This window comes from Streptomyces phaeofaciens, assembly GCF_014648915.1.
GTDB classification, from domain to species: Bacteria; Actinomycetota; Actinomycetes; order Streptomycetales; family Streptomycetaceae; genus Streptomyces; species Streptomyces phaeofaciens.
Genome location: NZ_BMSA01000004.1, coordinates 1 through 18,619 on the forward strand (window position 1 = coordinate 1; position 18,619 = coordinate 18,619).

At 72.2% G+C, this 18,619-nt stretch carries 14 protein-coding genes; 7 read left to right on the forward strand and 7 right to left on the reverse strand.

Annotated features, from left to right (window positions below; genetic code table 11):
* Positions 1-86 precede the first annotated feature (86 nt).
* Complete coding sequence (locus IE275_RS09865; protein ID WP_189709894.1) at positions 87-794, reverse strand: SDR family oxidoreductase; 708 nt, start codon at positions 792-794, stop codon at positions 87-89.
* Between the two features lie 196 nt (positions 795-990).
* Between IE275_RS09865 and IE275_RS09870 the strand changes: the two genes are divergently transcribed.
* Positions 991-1,584: a TetR/AcrR family transcriptional regulator gene (locus IE275_RS09870; RefSeq protein ID WP_189709896.1), complete on the forward strand. Its 594-nt coding sequence runs from the start codon at positions 991-993 to the stop codon at positions 1,582-1,584.
* Positions 1,585-1,677: 93 nt separating this feature from the next.
* On the opposite strand, the gene IE275_RS09875 is transcribed toward IE275_RS09870, so the two are convergent.
* The 3 genes from IE275_RS09875 to IE275_RS45840 form a co-directional block, all read right to left on the reverse strand.
* Positions 1,678-3,609, reverse strand: coding sequence for a lectin (locus tag IE275_RS09875; protein ID WP_189709898.1), 1,932 nt, complete (start codon positions 3,607-3,609; stop codon positions 1,678-1,680).
* Between the two features lie 337 nt (positions 3,610-3,946).
* Positions 3,947-5,899 carry an FHA domain-containing protein gene (locus IE275_RS09880; RefSeq protein ID WP_189709900.1) on the reverse strand — a complete coding sequence of 651 codons (1,953 nt, stop codon included), beginning with the start codon at positions 5,897-5,899 and terminating at the stop codon, positions 3,947-3,949.
* Between the two features lie 213 nt (positions 5,900-6,112).
* Complete coding sequence (locus IE275_RS45840; protein ID WP_229870173.1) at positions 6,113-8,050, reverse strand: serine/threonine-protein kinase; 1,938 nt, start codon at positions 8,048-8,050, stop codon at positions 6,113-6,115.
* Positions 8,051-8,369: 319 nt separating this feature from the next.
* On the opposite strand from IE275_RS45840, the gene IE275_RS09890 reads away from it, so the two are divergent.
* Together IE275_RS09890 and IE275_RS09895 are read left to right on the forward strand one after the other, a co-directional pair.
* Complete coding sequence (locus tag IE275_RS09890) at positions 8,370-11,294, forward strand: AfsR/SARP family transcriptional regulator (protein WP_189709902.1); 2,925 nt, start codon at positions 8,370-8,372, stop codon at positions 11,292-11,294.
* A gap of 339 nt (positions 11,295-11,633) precedes the next feature.
* Complete coding sequence (locus IE275_RS09895) at positions 11,634-12,179, forward strand: sigma-70 family RNA polymerase sigma factor (protein WP_189709904.1); 546 nt, start codon at positions 11,634-11,636, stop codon at positions 12,177-12,179.
* A gap of 189 nt (positions 12,180-12,368) precedes the next feature.
* On the opposite strand, the gene IE275_RS09900 is transcribed toward IE275_RS09895, so the two are convergent.
* Positions 12,369-12,533: a hypothetical protein gene (locus IE275_RS09900; RefSeq protein WP_189709906.1), complete on the reverse strand. Its 165-nt coding sequence runs from the start codon at positions 12,531-12,533 to the stop codon at positions 12,369-12,371.
* Here IE275_RS09900 and IE275_RS46790 point away from each other — a divergent pair.
* The gene (locus IE275_RS46790) at positions 12,517-12,906 is read left to right on the forward strand and encodes a hypothetical protein (RefSeq protein WP_189709908.1); all 390 of its coding nucleotides are present in this window, start codon (positions 12,517-12,519) and stop codon (positions 12,904-12,906) included. The genes IE275_RS09900 and IE275_RS46790 overlap by 17 nt on opposite strands.
* A gap of 358 nt (positions 12,907-13,264) precedes the next feature.
* Here IE275_RS46790 and mgrA read toward each other — a convergent pair whose 3' ends face one another.
* Together mgrA and IE275_RS09915 are read right to left on the reverse strand one after the other, a co-directional pair.
* Positions 13,265-14,311 carry an L-glyceraldehyde 3-phosphate reductase gene (mgrA, locus tag IE275_RS09910; protein WP_189709910.1) on the reverse strand — a complete coding sequence of 349 codons (1,047 nt, stop codon included), beginning with the start codon at positions 14,309-14,311 and terminating at the stop codon, positions 13,265-13,267.
* Positions 14,312-14,512: 201 nt separating this feature from the next.
* Positions 14,513-14,962 (reverse strand): hypothetical protein, encoded by a 450-nt coding sequence (locus IE275_RS09915; protein WP_189709912.1) that lies wholly within the window; start codon positions 14,960-14,962, stop codon positions 14,513-14,515.
* 197 nt (positions 14,963-15,159) lie between these two features.
* Between IE275_RS09915 and IE275_RS09920 the strand changes: the two genes are divergently transcribed.
* The 3 genes from IE275_RS09920 to IE275_RS09930 all read left to right on the forward strand — a co-directional run bounded on the left by IE275_RS09920 (position 15,160) and on the right by IE275_RS09930 (position 18,589).
* Entirely contained in the window at positions 15,160-16,368 is a 1,209-nt protein-coding gene (locus IE275_RS09920) for a T4 RnlA family RNA ligase (RefSeq protein WP_189709914.1), read from the forward strand.
* 2 nt (positions 16,369-16,370) lie between these two features.
* On the forward strand, positions 16,371-17,282 hold the full coding sequence (locus IE275_RS09925; protein WP_189709916.1) for a phosphatase domain-containing protein: 912 nt from the start codon (positions 16,371-16,373) through the stop codon (positions 17,280-17,282).
* A gap of 239 nt (positions 17,283-17,521) precedes the next feature.
* Positions 17,522-18,589 carry a pentapeptide repeat-containing protein gene (locus tag IE275_RS09930; protein ID WP_229870202.1) on the forward strand — a complete coding sequence of 356 codons (1,068 nt, stop codon included), beginning with the start codon at positions 17,522-17,524 and terminating at the stop codon, positions 18,587-18,589.
* Positions 18,590-18,619: the final 30 nt, after the last annotated feature.

The window sequence follows — 18,619 nt, forward strand, 5'->3', positions numbered from 1 at the left end:
AAGCTCCTGGCCACAGCCAGTTGATCACTGTGTTGCGACGACCCCTGGAATGCGCCGTACGGCGGGGCGGGGGCGGGAATGGCCCGTCAGCCGCGGGCGAGCTGCGCGTAGAGCGCCTCGGCGCCGGCGGACAGTCCGCTCTGCACCTGCCGGCTGAGGTCGTCGGCGACCACTTCCAGCAGCCCCTTCTCCACGCCTTCGAGAGCGATCCGGGCGATGTCGGCCGGGTCGGACTTCGGGACGTCCAGGGCGGCGACCATGTCGGTGTCCATGTAGCCGACGTGCAGTGCGGTGACCTGCGTCCCCTGCCCGGCCAGGGCCCCGCGCAGCGCGTTGGTGACCGACCACTCGGCGGCCTTGGCGGCGGAGTAGGCCGCCGCGTCCGGGAGGGAGACCCAGGACAGGACGGACAGCACGTTCAGGACCGCGCCCCCGCCGTTGCGCGCCAGTACCGGCGCGAAGGCGCGGGTGACGTCCAGCGTGCCGAGCACATGGGTCTCGTACTCCAGTCGGAAGTCGGCGAGGTCGCCGTCGAGGATCCCGGCGCCGGTGGACGATCCGGCGTTGTTGACCAGGAGTGTCACGTCCTGGGCCTGTTCCGCGGCGGCGACCACGGACGCGTGGTCGGTGAGGTCGAGGGCGATCGGGACCGCGCCGGCCGCGGTGACGGTGCGCGGGTCGCGGGCCGCCGCGTAGACCTTGCTCGCGCCGGCTTCGAGCAGGGCGCGGACGAACTTGTCCCCCAGGCCTCGGTTGCCGCCGGTCACGAGGGCGACGGAGCCGTTGAGCGTCATGGTGGTGCCTTCTTCCTGGAGTGCGCGGTGGATGCGTGCCGGGCACGCGTCCGGGTCGGCGCGGTGCGGCCGAAGCCGTGCGGGCGCGGTTCGGCCACGGGTGCACGGCACACGAGGAAACCGATCGGTTTCCTCACGTCTCCGACTGTAAACCGATCGGTTTCCTCTGTCGAGTGTGCGCGGTACTCTCGTCGGCATGACCCCAGGGAAGGCAGCGCCCGGCACGCGGGCCGCCACGTCTGCGCGCGACCGTCTGCTGGACGCCGCGGCCGAGCTCTTCTACCGCGAGGGACCGGGCATCCCCACCGACGACCTCTGCCGGGTCGCGGGTGTCTCCAAGCGGTCGATGTACCAGCTCTTCGACAGCAAGGACGCCCTGCTCGCGGCATCGCTGGAACACCTGGCTCCGGCCGTGACCGCGTCGGTCCTGCCGGCCCCGGACACAGGGCCGGGCCCCCGCGCGCGCATGCTGTACGTGTTCGAGCGGCTGGAGGAGGCGGCCGGTTCACCCGGCTACCTCGGCTGCCCCTACGCGGCCGCGCAGGTCGCGCTGAGAGACCCCTCGCACACGGCGAGTGTCGTGGCCGCGCGAGTGAAGCGGCGGATGCTGGACTTCTTCCGCGCCGAGGCGGCACGGGCCGGAGCCACCGACCCCGACCTGCTCGCCCGCCAGCTGGCGGTGGTCTACGACGGGGCCGCCACCCGCGCCGGCATCGGCGCCGACGACCTCGGCGGGCTCGCGGTCGTCACGGCCTCCGCGCTGATCGACGCCGCCGGCATCACCGAGTGACCCCGGCGCGGCTCGGGCCGCCCCCGAAGACAGGGGACGGCCCGCGTACGCCGAGCGCCGGCCGGACCCTCGCCGAAGGCCCGGCCGGCTGGATCAGGCGGCGTTCAGCGTCCATTTCTGGTTCGCGGCGCCCGTGCAGGTCCAGATCTGCGTGGGGGTGCCGTCCGCCGAGTTGTTGCCCGTGACGTCGAGGCATTTGTTCGCGCCGGTGCTGACGACGTCGTGCGTGGTCGAGTTGTACGACCACTGCTGTGCCGCGGTGCCGTTGCAGGTGTAGAGCTGCACTCTCGCCCCGTCGGCCGTCGACGCTCCGCTCACGTCGAGGCATTTGCCGAGCGCCCGGACGGTGCCGTCGGATCCGACGGTCCAGCGCTGGGCCGTGCTGCCGTTGCAGCCGTAGAGCTGCACGGCGGTGCCGTCGGCGGTGGCGCCTCCGGCGACGTCCAGGCACTTGCCGGCGAGCCCGGTGAGGGTGCCGGTGGTGCCGCCGCCCGGATTGCCGGACGGCGTGCCGGTCCAGGTGAAGGTCGCCGTCGTCCGGGCGGGCAGGGTGTAGACGAAGGACTGGCCGCCCCAGTCGACGCGGACCGAGCGGGCGGACGTGCCGCCGTTGTGGGCGATCAGCGCCTTGGAGCCGTCCGGATTGCGCCAGGCGACGTTGGGCACGGCGGTGGAGGCGGTGGAGGCGATCCGGTGGGCGCCGGGCCGGACGAACTTGGTCAGGTGGCCGGTGGTGTAGTACTCGACGGTGTAGTCCACCTGCCCGGCCCGCGGGCCGCCTTCCTGGACGGTGATCAGGCCCGTGCAGGTGCCGCAGCCGCCGTTGTGCGGGCCCATGTCCTGGTTCAGGGCCAGACTCCACTTGACGAGGCTGCTGCTCCAGTTGCGGGCGTAGTTGACGATGTCGGCCAGGTCCTCGTTGTGCTGATTGGTGATCCAGGTGCCGCCGGAGTGCTCAGTGCTGAACTGCCGTACGTTCGGGTACTGGTTGTGCACCTGGGTGCCCACGGCCGGGTCACCGGAGTATCCGTGCCAGGCAATGCCGCCGAAGAGCGGGTCGTTGCGCACGCCGGCGTCCGCGAGGATGGCGGCGCCGAAGTTCGCGTAGTCACCGTAGTTCCAGTCGTGGATCAGGACCTTGGTGTCGATGCCGGCGGCCCGGAAGGCCGGGTAGACGTGGTTCTTGGTGAACTCGACGAGTCCGGACGGGTTCCAGCTCATGCCGGGGTAGTTCATGGCCGTGGGGTTGGCGGCCTGGCAGCAGTTCGGCTCGTTCTGCACCGACAGGTAGTCGACGTGCACGCCGGCCGCCTGGTAGCTCTGGATGTACTTGACCAGGTACTGGGCGTACATGGGGTAGTACTCCCACTTCAGCCAGCCCATCTGGTCCATGCGGCCGTTGTCCTTCATCCAGCCGGGCGCGCTCCACGGCACACCCTTCACACGCAGCGCCGGATTGAGCTGCTCGGCCTGCGCGGTCAGCAGCCGGACATCGGTGTCGTAGCCGTTCGCGCCGAAGTCGTTCAGGGTGCAGCAGGTGTCGTCCAGCGAGACGTTGCCGGGCCGGGACAGGTCCGAGGCTCCGATGGGGTTGCGGACGAACGACAGCCCGATGCCCTCGGTGGGCGAGAACAGCTTGCGCATGACGGTGTCCCGGGTGGCGGCACTGATCGCGCCGCCACGCAGCAGGTGGGCGGTGGTGTCCGTGATGGAGGCGCCGCCGCCCTCGAACTGCTGGTAGGTCGTGGACTCGTCGACGCTGATCGTCTGGTCGGCGCCGCCGCCCGAGGGGCCGAAGTTCACGGCCGCCTGCTGGGCGAGACCGCGGGTGACGTTGCGGCCCGCCGCGTCGGACGTCGTGGTCAGCCAGACGTCGACCCGTTCACCCGCCGCGGCCGCCTGCGGGGTCAGTCCGGGGCCGACGGTCAGCACCAGGACGAGGAGCAGTACGGCGGTCACGGCGGCGGGCAGCCGGTGGGGCGGTGGGGTTCCCCTCAGGGGCGGGAGTCTGAGCGGCTCAGTCATGACACGACCTCTCGGTGGGGGCCCGCACCTTCATGGCTTGAAGGCATACCGGGGCCGGCCCGGAGCCTGCGGCTCGTCCGTGAAGGCGGGGTGAGGGGCGGGTGGTAGGGCAGTGACACCCAATCGACTTATCTCAAGCCGTGATTAAACTGTTGAGTCATGCCCTCGTCAATACAGCGCGTTGAAGTTTCCAACCCCCGGCGTGCCCACTTGACGCATTGCCGACATTGCTTGACGGCGCGTCACCCTCCACTCGGAACGAGCCGATGACCTCCTCGGCGCCGTACGGGCCGACGGGCACGGCGTCCTCCCGCACCGCGCCCGGCCGCACGGCGCCTCACGGCGTCCTCACGGCGTCCTCACGGCGTCCTGACGGCGTCCTGACGGCGTCCTCACGCGCGGGTGCCGACAGGCCGGCTCGCGGGTCGGGGCGGGGTACGTAGACGGGCGCGTCCGACTGGTAGAAGAGGTCGATGTCGGCCTCCTCGCCGCCGACGATCAGCGTGTCCCACGCCCCGCTCTCCTGGAGCGTCCTCAGCGTCTCCGGGGCGAGCGCCGACAGGTGCGCGCGCAGCGCCTCGTCGGTGGGCATCCCGGGCAGACGCGCCGCCAGCCGCTCGCGGATGGCGCTCATACGGTCGAGCAGCACGTCGAGGTCGGACCCCCGCCGGCCTCCACCCGCGTCCGGTTCCATGCTGCGGGCGACGATGTCCTTGATGGCGCGGGTGGCGCCCTGCTCGTCGGTGGTCACCATGGCGTTCCAGGCCCGGCTCTTGTGCCGGTACTGGAGCATGGACATCGCCGCCTCGTGCCGGATGAAGTCGGCGTCACGCAGGGGCCGTCCCTGCCAGGCCCGGCTCAGCGAGCGGGCGAGCGACGTCGCTGACGCGAGACCGCTGTTGAGGCCGCGTCCGGGCCAGAAGTGGATGGCGTTCGCCGCGTCGCCCAGCAGGAAGCCGAAGGTCCCCGGAGACGTCGCCGTGGGGCGGGCGAGCTGAGCGGTGAAGCGGGGGCGCTGCACCATGTCCAGACGGAAGGAGGTGATGGCGGTGAGGTCGTCCTCGGCCACCGCGAACAGCTTCAGTCCCTCCAGGATCCGCTTCCACAGCGGCGAACTGCGCAGCAGTGCGGGCAGGAAGAGGGTTCCGTGCGTGGGGCAGACGAACTCGTTGTCCTGCGCCCGCCCCATGACACAGGGCCGGGCGGCGATGCACTCCTCGAAGACCTTGCGGACGGGATCGATGCCGATCACGTTCTCGGCCTCCTCGCGGGTGAGCCGCATGTTCAGGAAGCCCTCGCCGCGCAGCGAGTTGAGCAGGAACCGGTTCTGCGACACCGTCAGCAGGACACTCATCGGGTCCGTCAGCGCCGACTTGACCCGCAGCCCGAGCACGACGTCCTGGAGGTGCTCACCGTCGAGGGAGTAGATCGAGGCGTCCGCCGTACCGAAGCGGTCGGCGTAGTGCTCGCGGGTCCGAGAGCGGCCGCCCTCGGCGATGACGAGGACATGCTGCCGGGCGGTCCGGTCCTGCTGCTCCGCCGCGTCGAAACGCCGGGGCACCAGCCTGATGGCCGGCCTCCGGTTCGCCAGCTCCAGCAGCCGGTCCTCGACATGGGCGATACGGATGTTGCGGGGCGGGCGGCCGTCCACGGAGTCGGGGCCGACGGGCCACATCTCGGAGTAGCCGCCCGCGTCGAACAGCGCCGAGCCGACCTCCTCGGACAGCGCCAGGTACTGCCGGCTCTGGACGGTCACCACCTGCTGGCGCCGTACGTTGCCGTGGCTCTCGTCCTTCCAGACGATCCGGGCGCAGCTCTTGATCCAACGGCCGTCGTAGACGGTGACGGCCACCCGGCCCCGCAGCCGCTCCTCCAGGGCCAGGGCGAACGCGAGACCGACGGGCCCGCCCCCCGCCACGGTGACCTGGAGCGTGCCGGGGTCGGCGACGGCGACGCGCGGGGTGTCGAGCAGAGACAGGTCCATGACCGTCTCCATCACGTCCTGCGCCTCGTAGAGGAAGGTCTCGTCGCCGATGCGGATGCAGTCGCCAGGGCGCAGCACGTGCCGGGTGACGCGCTGCTCGTTCACATGCGTCCCGTTCCGGCTGTCGCGGTCGTGGAGGACGTAGCCGGCTCCCTCCGGAACGATCTCGGCGTGCAGACGTGAGGCGCTGGTGCTCACGATGACGACCCCGTTGTCGCTCCGGCGCCCGAATGTCACTGGCGCATCGCCCAGCACCACGCTCTGACCAGTGAAGGGACCTGTGCGTCCCACGATGACCGACGGCACTGCGTACTCCTCGTGAACGGTGCTCAGCAGGGAATCCAGTCACGCCTCGGGCCCGATCGGGCCCGAGGGTGGACTCGTACATCACCAACACGTAGGTGGATCCCGACCGAGTTCAACCGTTCCGGGATGAGTTCTGACCGTATTCGGCACGGGCTCGTCCCGGTCGCGGGTACGGCGGTGAGCTGGGGCCGCCGAGGACGCCCCGTGGGCCGCCTAGGCCCCCTCGTCCTCGCACGTCACCGAGAAGGGCACCGTGTTCGAGCTGGTCCGGAGCGAGTCCTTGACCTCCACGCCGATCTCGCTCCGCAGCGTGCCGGCCCTCGAGTACGTCGTGAGCCGTACGGTGTCCTGCGCCGTACGGTCTCCGCCCTCGGGGAACGTGACCTTCCGCCACTCCCGGTCGACCACCGAGCCGTCCTTGGACACCCAGCGGTAGGTGATCTCGGCCGGTACCCGGTCCACGGCGAAGGTGACGGTGAAGGTGGGTGCCTGGCCGGCGGGCGGCGGGCAGACGCCGACGTAGGTCGTGTGGGCTCCCGTCACCGTCAGGTGGATCGTCCGCGAGGCGGAGGCGTCCTGGTCCTGCTGCCCCTGACTCCCGGCCGCGGCGGGCGAGGCGACGTCCTCCGCGCTCCGCGCACCGTCGCTCGCGGTCGAGGAGGGGGAACGGGTGCCGGCGGGACCCGCACCCGTCGTGCCGTCGTCGCCGTGGTCGGTCAGGGCGTAGCCGAGACCGGCGGCGGCCAGGACACAGGCGACGGTACCGGCGATCAGCAGGGCGGAGGCGCGCCGGTCACGGCGCGGGGCGGGCGGGTCCGGCAGTGCGTTCAGGGTGGGTTCCGCGAACCGCGCCGGGTGCGTCGGCACCGGCTGGACGGCGGAAGGCGGGGTGGTGGGCGGCGGAGTGGTGGCCGCGTCGCCTGCGGTCGCCGGCCGGGCGAGGGTGGGGTCGTCCGCTGCGGGCCGGTCCACGACCGTCGCCGACCGCGCGAGGGCGGGCGCGTCCACCGCGGTCGTGATGTCGTCAGCGGTCCGAGTGTCGTCAGCAATCGGCGTGTCGTCGGCGGTCGGAGTGTCCGAGGCCCTCGCGGGGTCGACGGCGGTCGGCGTGTCCTGGGCCACCACCGGGTCGACGGCGGTCGGTGTGCCGTCGGCGGTCGGCAGATCGACGGCCGACGCCGTATCGACGGCCGACGCCGTATCGACGGCCGACGCCGTATCGGCGGCGGCCGGCAGATCGACGGCGACCTGCGTATGCGCGGCGACCGGCGTGGCCGCAGCCGTCGGCGGACCGGCGGCTGCGGGTGTGCCGCCGGACGCGACGAGCCTCAGGGCCTGCTCGGTCCGCTCGGCGGAGGTGCGTTCGGCGGGGTCCTTGCGCAGGAGTCCCTCGATGACGGCGCCGAGGGGGCCGGCCCGGCGCGCGGGCGGCAGGTCGTCGTCGACGATGGCGCGCAGGGTGCTCAGCGGAGTGTCCTGGCGGTAGGGCGAGATGCCCTCGACCGCCGCGTAGAGCAGGACGCCGAGGGACCACAGGTCGGACGCCGGGCCGGGGGTGCGGCCCAGCGCGCGCTCGGGCGGCAGGTACTCGGGCGAGCCCACGACCTCGCCGGTCATGGTGAGGGAGGAGTCGCCCTCGACGGTGGCGATGCCGAAGTCGGTGAGGACGACTCTGCCGTCGTCGGAGAGCAGGACGTTGCCCGGCTTCACATCGCGGTGGAGTACGCCGACCGCGTGCGCGGCGCGCAGGGCGGACAGGACCTCGGCGCCGATCTCGGCGGCTCGCCGCGGCGGAAGGGGCCCGCCGCGGAGCAGGTCGCCCAGGGAGCGTCCACGGACGAGCTCCATGACGATCCAGGGGCGGCCGTCGTCGGTGGCGACGTCGTGGACCGTGACCACGTTGGGGTGGGTGATCCGGGCCGCGGCCCACGCCTCGCGTTCCAGCCGGGTGTACATGCGCTCGATGTCGGCGCGGGACATGCCCGCGGGAGCGCGCACCTCCTTGACCGCGACCTCGCGGTGCAGCACCTCGTCCCGTGCGCGCCACACCGTTCCCATGCCGCCCTCGCCGAGGCGGGACAGCAGACGGTAGCGGCCGGCGACCGTTCGCGAACGGTCCGGCTCCACCGACACGGTGTCCTCGTTGTCCATCGGGGCGATTCTTCCTCTCCTCAAGACGCGGCCGGGACGGGCGCGGACGCCGCCCCACCTGCGCGTTTGCCGAAGCGTTCTCCCCGGGCCGGTGGTCCGTCCCGTCGACCTGTCGGGAGCCGCTACGAGCTACACGTGGTGACCGGTCTCCCGGGTTCGACCGAGGACGAAACTGCCGTGCTCCCGCTCCGCTCCGTGGTTCGCCGCCGGGGCCACGACGCGGCGCGACCAAGGTAGGCTCACACCGGTCCATTCCTGTCCAATCCCTGTCTGATCCCGGTCGATTCGATCGGGCGAGGCCCGTCCGACGAGGGACACTGTGCATACCCGATTCACGGTGCTGGGCCCGCTCAGGGCCTGGCGGGGCGAGATCGAGTTCGTGCTGGGACCCCCCAAACAGCGTGCTCTGCTCGCGTTCCTCCTGACGCAGCCGGGTCATCCGGTCGCGGTGCACGAGATCGTCGACGTCCTGTGGGGACAGAATCCGCCGGACAGCGCGGTGAACGTGGTGCACCGCCACATCGGGGCGCTGCGCCGCTGTCTCGAACCGGAGCTGCCGGCCAGAGGCACGTCCCGGTGGCTGCTCCGGGGTTCCGGCGGCTACCGCTTCGAGGCGGGCCCCGACTCCCTCGACCTGCTGCGCTTCCGGCAGTTGCGGGAACGGGCGGGCGAGGCCCTGCGGCCGGCGGACGCGACGGAGCTGCTGGTCGAGGCCCTGAACCTCTGGCGGGGGCCCGCCGCCTCCGGGATACCGGCGGAGGTGCGGGCCCACCCCGCGTTCGGGGTGGTCGACGGCGAGCACCTGGCCACGGTCAAGGAAGCGGCCGACCTGGCGCTGGAAGCGGGGCGGGAGCTGGGCTCGCGCGTACTGGTGCCGCTGCGTCAGGCGGCCGCGCACCATCCGCTCGACGAAGCGTTGCAGGCCCGGCTGATCCTGACGCTGGCCGCCACCGGTCACCAGGCCGAGGCGCTGGACGTCTACGGTGCCGTCCGTTCCCGGCTCGACGAGGACCTGGGCGTCCGGCCCGGACCGGAGCTCCAGACCGCGCAGCGACGGGTCCTGACCCGGGCGTACGTGCCGGGTCGGGACCAGGTGGCCGGCGACGCCACCGGCTCGGCCGGTGGGACCACGGAGGCGGGACGGCGCACACCGGCGGCGGAGCCGGAGGGTCTGACACCTGCCGTCGTCGTCCCGGCACAACTCCCGGCGGAGTCACGATCGTTCACGGGGCGGGCCGCCGAACTCGCGCGCTTCCGTGAACTGTTGCCGGGCGACGCCGCCTCCACGGTCGTGATCAGCGCGATCGGGGGCATGGCGGGCGTCGGCAAGACCACGCTCGCCGTGCACTGGGCGCACCGGATCGCCGACCGGTTCCCGGACGGGCAGCTCTACGTCGACCTGCGCGGCTTCCACCCCACGGGGACGCCGATGAGCGCGGCCGAGGCGATGCGCTCCTTCCTCGACGCCCTCGGCGTGCCCGCCCAGCGCGTCCCGGCCGGACTGGACGCGCAGGCGGCCCTGTACCGCAGTCTGCTCGCCCGGCGGCGGGTGCTGATCGTGCTGGACAACGCGCGCGACACCGAACATGTCCGCCCGCTGCTGCCCGGAGCGCCGGGGTGCATGGTCGTCGTCACGAGCCGCAGCCAGCTCTACGGGCTGGTGGCCGGCGAGGGCGCGCACTCCGTGACACTGGACGTGCTCGGCGCGGACGACGCCCTGCGGTTCCTCTCCCGCAGGCTCGGCGCCGAGCGGATCGCGCGCGAGCCGGACGCCGCCCACCGCATCGTCGCCGCGTGCGGGGGCCTGCCGCTCGCGCTGGCCATCGTCGGCGCCCGCGCGACGGTCAATCCCACCTTCCCGCTCTCCGGCATCGCCGCGGAGCTGACGGAGAGCGGGGACGGCCTCCAGGGGTTCTCCGGCGAGGCGCCGGCCGCCGACGCGCGCAGCGCCTTCTCGTGGTCGTACGAACTCCTCAGCCCCGGGGCGGCACGTGTGTTCCGGCTGCTGTCGCTCCACCCGGGGAGCGGCTGCTCGGTCGCGGCCGCCGCGAGCCTGGCCGGACAGCGCCCGGCCCAGGTGCGCCCGCTGCTGGCGGAGCTGACCCGGGCACATCTGCTGTCGGAGACCGTGCCGGGCCGCTTCGGCTGCCACGAGCTGCTGCGGGTGTACGGGGCCGAATTGAGCGACGCCCTGGACGCCCCGGCGGAACAGCGGGCGGCCCGCCATCGCCTGTACGACCACTGTCTGCACAGCGCGCACGCCGCCGACAGCACACTCGCGCCGAGCCGTGAACGGATCGACCTGGAGCCGCCGCTCCCCGGGACGGAGGTGTCACGCTTCCTCGATCACGCCGGCGCGGCCGAGTGGCTGGAGGCCAACCGGTCGGTGCTGCTCGCCGTGATCGAGCAGAGCGCCCGCCTCGACTCCGGCCGGCAGACCTGGCAGTCGGCCGCGACGATCGAGCTGTATCTGGACCGCAACGGCCACCGGCAGGAACAGGTCGCCGTACAGACCATGGCGCTGACGACCGCGCGGCGGCTCGGCGACCAGCGCGGACAGGCGCACGCGCATCGGGCGCTCGGCTTCGCCCTCGGGCGGCTGGAGCGCCGGGAGGAGGCGGCCGACCATCTGGCCCGGGCCCTGGACCTCTTCGCCCGCCTCGGGGACCCGGCCGGACAGGGCCGCGTCCACCGCTACTGCGCCTTCCTGGCGAACGCGCAGGGGCGCCACGAGGAGGCACTGGGCCACTACGGCCACGCGGACGCCCTGTACCGCGAGGCCGGACGGCGCAGCGGCGAGGCCAGCGTGGCCAACGAGGTCGGCTGGACCCACATCCTGACGGGCGATCACCGGAAGGCGCTGGAGGAGTGCGGCCGGGCGCTGGTGATCCACCAGGAGACCGGGGACCGCAACGGTGAGGCGGCGGCGTGGGACAGCCTCGGCTACGCCCACCACCACCTCCACGAGCACGACCGGGCGTTGGAGTGCTACGCGCACGCGCTGCGGCTCTACCGCGCGATCCGCGACCGTTCCCTGGAGGCCGACACCCTCGCCCACATCGGCGCCACCCTGCACGCCGCCGGCGAGCGCGACGGAGCGGCGGACGCCTGGCGTCAGGCACTGGACATCCTCGACGCCATCGGCCACCCGGACGCCGACGAGGTACGCGCCCGGCTGACGGCGCTCGCGGACCCCGGCACCGACGAGGCGGCCTCGCGACACGAACGCGAGCGCGAACACTGACGTAGACGACGTAGACGACGTGGACGACGTGGACGAGGCGGACCTCGGACACCGGCACGGAAGCGGGCACGGGCAGCGGACCGACCGGTCCATCGTCGGCAATCCGTCATCGGCAATCCGTCGTCAGAAAACCGTCAGTGTTTCGGAAGTGGGCCCTGCCTACCCTTTGGGCGACCGCTCTGTCCGGGGCTCCACCCGCCCCTCCCCCGTGCCCGCCGCGCCGTGCCGGTGCACCCGTCCCGGCCGCGTCTCCCGCCCGACCGGCCGCGCCCGGCCGGCAGGAGGGAGGCCGGCGTACGGAAGAGGGGTGGACCCCATCTCCCCTTCAGGAACCGGAAGATGAACACGACCCCTCTCGCGGACGCCGCCTCGACCGCCCATCGGACGCGGCTGCTGAACGATCTGGTCACCGATCACACGGCGGCGCTGCTCGCCTACGCCGAGAAGGCGCTCAGCGACCGCCACACCGCCGAGGACATCGTCCAGGAGGCGTTCATCCGCGCCTGGCGGCATCTGGAACGGCTCTACAGCACCGAGGGATCCGTGCGGGGCTGGCTGCTGACGGTGACCCGCAATCTGATCATCGACCGTATGCGCACCGCCACCGCCCGCCGGGAGAGCGTCGGCACGGAGAACAGCGACCTCGTCCTGCCCGATCACTCCGAGGCCGTGCTGATCTCGATCGAGACGACGTCCTTGCTGCGTCATCTCTCGCCCGACCACCGTGAGGTGCTGCTGCACACCTTCCTGTGCGACCGCACCATCCAGGAGACGGCACGCATCCTCGGCATACCCACCGGAACCGTCAAGTCGCGCCAGCACTACGCCATCAACGCGCTGCGCGCCCGTGCGACGCGGAGCGGGCACGCGGCGGCCATGAACTGAGCGCGGTACGCCCACGGAATCGCCCATCACGCGCCTCGTCCCGCCTGCCGTTCGCCGACCGCTTGCACCGGATACACGGAAGCGGGGCCGTGAAAGGTTCGACGATGTGCGCCGGGCTTCGGGTGAGCGGGACGAGGGCGGGCCGGCACCGAGCCGGCCCGCCGAGGTCCCGGAACGGATCAGGCGCGGTCAGACGCCTTCGCCGACCGGTACACGCGGGAAGGACTCCCATCGGTCGAGCTCGGCCAGGCGGGAGCGGAGCGAGGCGCGAATGCTCTCGATCGCGTCGGCCCCGACGGCCAGGCGCAGCGGCGGCTCCTCCAGCGCCGCGACCGCCATGATCGCGTCCGCCACGGCCTCGGGGTCGCCGACCGCCTCGGGCGGCCCGCAGGACGGCGAGCTCGGCCAGCCGGTCGCGGCGGCGGCCGACGGCGATCACCTGGGCACCGAGGGCGAGGGCGCGCTCGGCGACGAGCCGGCCGAAGCCGGAGGTCGCGCCGGTGACGAGCCAGGCCGAAGGCGTGGTGGCGGACATGGTGGTAGCTCCCTGGAGTGCTGCGCGGGACGGCCGGGCGGCCGTCCCGCTCTCCAGCCCGACCACCGGGAGACACACCCCGACCGAAAGGCGCTCTCCCTGGTGGGACGCCCGGTGGACGACGCCTTCCGGCCGCACGGCCGACGTCACGTCCGAGGCGGCATGGCCGACCCGGCGGCGCTTGCCCGCTAGCCGGCCGCCGTGTCCCCGTCCGGCACCCGGCCGCACGCTGCCGCGCCGTCGCTCGTCCGCGGCACGCCGGCCGGCCGCGACGCTCTCCAGCGGGGCGTCGCCACGGTGCCCGGAATCTGCACACGCCTCAGCTTCGGACCAGAGCAGGCACGTCGGGTGTCTGTGTTCACGCTTCGCTCCTCTTGCCGTGAGCCGGGTCGCCGTTGCGACACCACAGGGCGGAATGATCAATTCACCTGGGTAACCGCCGAGAGCCCCCGCCCATTCCCGCGCAGCGGCACGGACTTCGCGACGGCCCCGTGGCCGCTCCCGACACCCTGATGACTTCGGCTCGTGCCCGGCTCACGGCGGAGGGCGGTCAGCCGATGTCGCCGGTGCGGGCCTGCCGCCACAGGTCGACGCCGTCCTCGACGACGGCGTACTTGTCGATCTCGGCGAGTTCGTCGTCGGTGAAGGCGAGGTTGTCCAGGGCGGCGACGTTCTGCTCCAACTGCTCGACCCGCGAGGCTCCGACGACCAGGGAGGTGACGCGCCGGTCGCGCAGGGCCCAGGCGAGGGCCAGCTGGGCGAGGGTCTGGTCCCGGCGGGCGGCGATGTCGTTCAGGGCCCGCAGGCGCCGCAGGGTGTCCTCGTTGAGCCAGCCCGTGTCGAACGACTTGTCCTGGGTGGCGCGGGACCCCTCGGGCACGCCGTCGAGGTAGCGGCTGGTGAGCAGGCCCTGGGCGAGGGCGGTGAATCCGATGACGCCGAATCCCTCCTCGCCGGCGGCGTCGAGCAGACCCTCGGTCTCGATCCACCGGTTGAGCATGTTGTAGGACGGCTGGTGGATCAGCAGCGGGGTGCCGAGGTCCCGGAGGATCGCCGCGGCCCGGCGCGAGCGTTCGGCGTCGTAGGAGGAGATGCCGACGTAGAGGGCCTTGCCCTGCCGTACGGCGGTGTCCAGTGCCGTCATGGTCTCCTCCAGCGGGGTGGAGGCGTCCAGGCGGTGGGAGTAGAAGATGTCGACGTAGTCGAGGCCCATGCGCCGCAGGGACTGGTCGAGGGAGGCGAGCATGTACTTGCGCGAGCCGCCGCCCTGCCCGTAGGGGCCGGGCCACATGTCCCAGCCGGCCTTGGTGGAGACGATCAGCTCGTCCCGGTAGGGCGCCAGATCCTGCCGCATGATCCTGCCGAAGTTGATCTCGGCCGATCCGTAGGGCGGTCCGTAGTTGTTGGCCAGATCATGATGGGTGATACCGAGATCGAAGGCACGCAGAGCGATCTGCCGCTGCGCCTCGAACGGCATGTCGTCGCCGAAATTGTGCCAGTAGCCCAGGGACAGCACGGGCAGATCGAGCCCGGAGCGTCCGGTCCGTCGGTAGTGCATGGCGCCGTCGTAGCGCGTCGGGTCCGCGACATGGTTCATGAGGATCTCCGCGAGGGGTGTGGTGGTGAGGTGCTGCCGGGTCGGGCGAATCGGTGATCGCTTCATCAACCGTGCGGCCCCGAGCACGCGAAGTCCAGCAGGGGCGGCGCAGACGTACGAGTGCGGTTGCTTCGCGACGGCTTTCCGGGACGGTACGGCGTCGCCCCCACCGCCCCCACCGCCCCGACCCGGCCCGCCCCGTCAGCAGTCGTCGTACTTCCAGGCGCCGTCCTCCAACACCCACGGCTGCGCCTGCCGGTCGAACTTCGGCAGCCCCGTCACCTTGTAGTCGGCGCGGCCGGTCGTGCCGGACACTTCGGCGCGCACGTCACTCAACGGATGGTCCTCGCCGTAGTCGGCCGCCGCCCGCTCCACGACACCGGCGTACGCGTCCTCGGTGATCTCCTTCGCGCAGCGCGCGGACAGCATGCCGTACGCGGTGTCCGCGTCGCCGGCGAAGTAGGCGGCCGTGTACACGGCGACGGCGGCCTCGAGGTCGTCGCCCTCGTGCCCGGCGGGGACGCTGACGGTGGGTTCGGCGGCGGGCCTTCCCGAGTCGTTCGCGGCCGGGGCGTCGTCGCCGGACGAGGAGCAGGCGGTGAGCGCGGCGAGGAGTACGGCCGCGGTGGCGATGGTGGCGCGGGTGTGCATGGCGTGTCCCCCCTGGACGTGATGCTTGAGGGGGCATGGTGCCACGGAGGACTTCGCGCAGGCCCCCGCCGGGGGCGGGTCGGCGGGGCCCTGCGCACGCTGTGACCCGTTCCCCTCGCTCCCGTGGCAGCACCAAAATCACTGGTCACCTGCCCTCCCGGCACGTGACAATCGGAGGCCGGCAAGGGGAGGAACACATGAGCCAGGCCCACCTGACTCTTCATGAGCTGCTGCCGCAGCAGGAACTGACGGCAGCGATCGAAGCGGGACACGTCACGCGCAAGGCGCACCCGGAGCTGCCGCTGTCCATCTACACGTACACGAGGACATGCCAGTACGAGCGGGTGTGGAACGTGGTGACCACCCGCTGCCGCGGCCTCGTGGTCGACGACGGCACCGGTGAGATCGTCGCGCTTCCACTGCCGAAGTTCTTCAACGTCGGTGAACACGAAGCCGGTCAGCCCTACGCGCCGGTCCTCCCGGACGAGCCGTTCGAGGTGTACGACAAGGTCGACGGCAGCCTGGCCGTGGTCTTCCACTACGCCGACCGGTGGCGCGTCGCGTCCAAGGGTTCGTTCATCAGCACCCAGGCCACCTGGGCGCAGCGGCTGCTCGACGGGCAGGACACGTCCCGCCTCGTTCCCGGGGTGACCTACCTCGCCGAGATCCTGTACCCGGAGAACCGGATCGTCGTCGACTACGGGGAGCGCCGTGATCTGGTGCTGCTGGCCGCGTTCGCCAAGGACGGCACGGAAGTCGCCCTGACCGAGGCCGCGACCCACTGGGAGGGCATCGGATCGGTCGTCACCGTGTGGCCCGCCATGCCGCTCGCCGACCTGCTGGCCATGGCCGACGCCAACCGGCTCCCCGGCGGCCGGGCGGCCACCGGCACCGACGCCGAGGGATTCGTGCTGCGCTTCGCCTCGGGCGTCCGGGCCAAGGCCAAGCTCGCCGAATACGTCCGGCTCCACAAGGTGCTCACCGGCGTGACCGAACGGGACATCTGGCGCGGTCACGGCATCCAGCGGTTCGCGCACCTGCCCGCCAAGCAGGTGGGCCAGGCACTGGGCTGCTCGGCCGAGGACATCGAGGCGTCCGGGGGCAGGCCCCTGGACGCGCTGCTGGAGCAGGTGCCCGACGAGTTCGACGCCTGGGTGCGGGGCGTCATCGCGGGAATCGAGAAGCAGATGGGCGACCGCGAGCAGGCGATCGACGCGGCCTACCGGTCCCTGGCGCCTCTCGTCGGCGACCGGGCGGCCTTCGCCCGCGCCGCGAAGGAGCTGCCCGACCCGGCCCTGCGCCCCGCCATGTTCCTGCGCCTGGACGGGCGAGAGACCGAGCTCGTGACGTACCGTTCCATCCGGCCGGAAGCGGCCGACCCGTTCAAGACCGACGAGGAGAACTGACCGTGCCTGTCGTACACGTCATGACGGGGCTTCCGGCCTCGGGAAAGACGACCGCCGCACGCAAGCTGCAGGCGGAGTCCGACGGCCGGATGCGTCGTGTCAACCTCGACGACCTGCGGGCGATGCTCGACATCCCGGCACCCGAGCGCCGAGGGTACGCACACGAGCAGACCGTGCTGGCGATCCAGGACGCGGCGGTGCGGGCGGCCGTCGACGACGGTTTCGACGTCGTCGTGGACAACACCCACATGACACCGCACATACCGAAGCGGCTGAAGGCAGCGGTGGCGGGGCAGGCCACCTTCGTCGTGCACGACTTCACCGACGTACCGCTGGAGGAGTGCATACGACGCGACGCCCAGCGGGACGGGGCGGTCGGCGAGGAGATCATCCGGATCCTCGCCGACAAGCACGCGAAGGCCAGGAGTGGCGGCTGGCGGCTCACCGCGGAGTGGTTCAACGACGCGCCCCCCGTCGAGCCGTACACCGCCGACCCGGCGCTCCCCTCGGCGGTGATGTGCGACATCGACGGCACGCTCGCCCTCCGGGGCGACCGGGGCCCCTTCGACTTCACCCGCTGCGAGGAGGACCTCCTCAACGTGTCGGTGCGCGGGGCACTGCGCTCCTTCCGGAGCGCCGACGGCGATGTCGTCGTCCTGCTCTCCGGCCGCGGTGAGGAGCACCGCGCCCGCACGGAATCATGGCTGCGCACGCACGAAGTCCCGTACGACGAACTGTGGATGCGCGCCGCCGGTGACGGCCGCCGCGACGACGTGGTGAAGGCCGAACTCTTCGACCGGCATGTACGCCACCGCTTCGCGGTACGGGTCTCCCTCGACGACCGCGACCGCGTCGTCGCCGTATGGCGCCGCATGGGCCTGCCGACCTGGCAGGTCAACTACGGCAACTTCTGACCGGCGGCGCCGTCGGGGCCGCCGGGGCCCGTACCGACGTGTACGGGCCCCGGCGCGTTCCGGGAGCCGTACGGCCGTTCCTCTGCCCCGGGGTGGCGAGCCGCCCCCTTGATCGTTTTCTGGGCGGCGCCTACGCTCTCATGCCCATGGAGACGGGGGAACCGGGCCACCGGCGGGGTGCGTGGCGCGACGGGCCGGCGGGACGTCGTGCGGCGGCTGTGCTGGGCGGGGTGGCGGCGTTGATCCTTCTGGGCGCGATGTTCGTCGTCCTGCCGGGTGTGGTCGTCGACCACGATCTCGCCGGGGCGAGCGTCGCCGCGCAGGATCGGCTCAAAGCGGTGAACGATGTCCGTACGACGCTGCTGCAGGTGGTCGGCGGTCTGGTCGTGGCCTTCGGCGCGTACGCCACGTGGCGGCAACTGCGGGTGAGTCAGGACGGGTTGCGTGCCACCCAGGAGGGCTACGTCACCGACCGGTTCAGCCGGGCGGTCGACCAACTAGGCAGCGACAAGCTGGATGTGCGCATCGGCGGCCTGCACGCGCTGTGGCGGATCGCGGAGCAGTCCGCCCGTGACCGGGAGGCCATCATCTCCCTCCAGGCCGCGTATCTGCGGACACACCTGCCCTGGCCACCCGCCGGGCCGGAATCGCCGTCGGCGGACGTGCCCATCAACGACATCGCGCCCCTGGAGACCCGCGCGGCCGACGCCCAGGTGGCGCTGACCGCGCTCGGCGTGCTGTGCCGGGACCGGGAGCAGTCCTGGGTCAATCTCAGCGTCACCGACCTGCGCCGGGCCGACTGCGACGGACTGTGGTTCCCCGAGGTCAACTTCGACCGCGCCTGCATGGAGGCGGCAGGCCTCTACCACGCCAATCTGACCCAGGCGTCCCTGGTCGCGGTCAACCTGCGGCACGCCGACCTCACGACGGCGATTCTCCGCCGGGCGCGCTGCACCCTGGCCGACCTACGGGGCGCGAAGCTGGTCGAGACCGACTTGCGTGACGCCGACTTCACCGGGACCGACCTGCGCGAGGCGAACCTGCGCAAGGCCGCCGCCCACGGTGCGGGTTTCCACCGCGCCGATCTGCGCCTGGCCGACCTGCGCGGCACCGACCTGAGCACCGCCGACCTTGCCGAAGCACGCCTGACCGGCGCCCTGGCCAGCGAGCACACCCGCTGGCCCGCCGATTTCGACCACTCGGCCGCCGGAGTCGTCGACACCGCCGACCCCGGGCCCGAGCCCTCGCCCCTGCTCCAGCCACCGGGGATGACGTGGCAGGCCCCGCCGCTGCGGTCCGCACCGTGACGGAGACGGAGGTGCTGTCGACTCGCCGAC

Excerpts from the sequence above, each read along its gene's own strand:
- IE275_RS09865 (WP_189709894.1), bottom strand. The coding sequence starts at position 794 with ATGACGCTCAACGGCTCCGTCGCCCTCGTGACCGGCGGCAACCGAGGC.
- IE275_RS09870 (WP_189709896.1), top strand. The coding sequence starts at position 991 with ATGACCCCAGGGAAGGCAGCGCCCGGCACGCGGGCCGCCACGTCTGCG.
- IE275_RS09875 (WP_189709898.1), bottom strand. The coding sequence starts at position 3,609 with ATGACTGAGCCGCTCAGACTCCCGCCCCTGAGGGGAACCCCACCGCCC.
- IE275_RS45840 (WP_229870173.1), bottom strand. The coding sequence starts at position 8,050 with ATGGACAACGAGGACACCGTGTCGGTGGAGCCGGACCGTTCGCGAACG.
- IE275_RS09895 (WP_189709904.1), top strand. The coding sequence starts at position 11,634 with ATGAACACGACCCCTCTCGCGGACGCCGCCTCGACCGCCCATCGGACG.
- IE275_RS46790 (WP_189709908.1), top strand. The coding sequence starts at position 12,517 with ATGATCGCGTCCGCCACGGCCTCGGGGTCGCCGACCGCCTCGGGCGGC.
- mgrA (WP_189709910.1), bottom strand. The coding sequence starts at position 14,311 with ATGAACCATGTCGCGGACCCGACGCGCTACGACGGCGCCATGCACTAC.
- IE275_RS09915 (WP_189709912.1), bottom strand. The coding sequence starts at position 14,962 with ATGCACACCCGCGCCACCATCGCCACCGCGGCCGTACTCCTCGCCGCG.
- IE275_RS09920 (WP_189709914.1), top strand. The coding sequence starts at position 15,160 with ATGAGCCAGGCCCACCTGACTCTTCATGAGCTGCTGCCGCAGCAGGAA.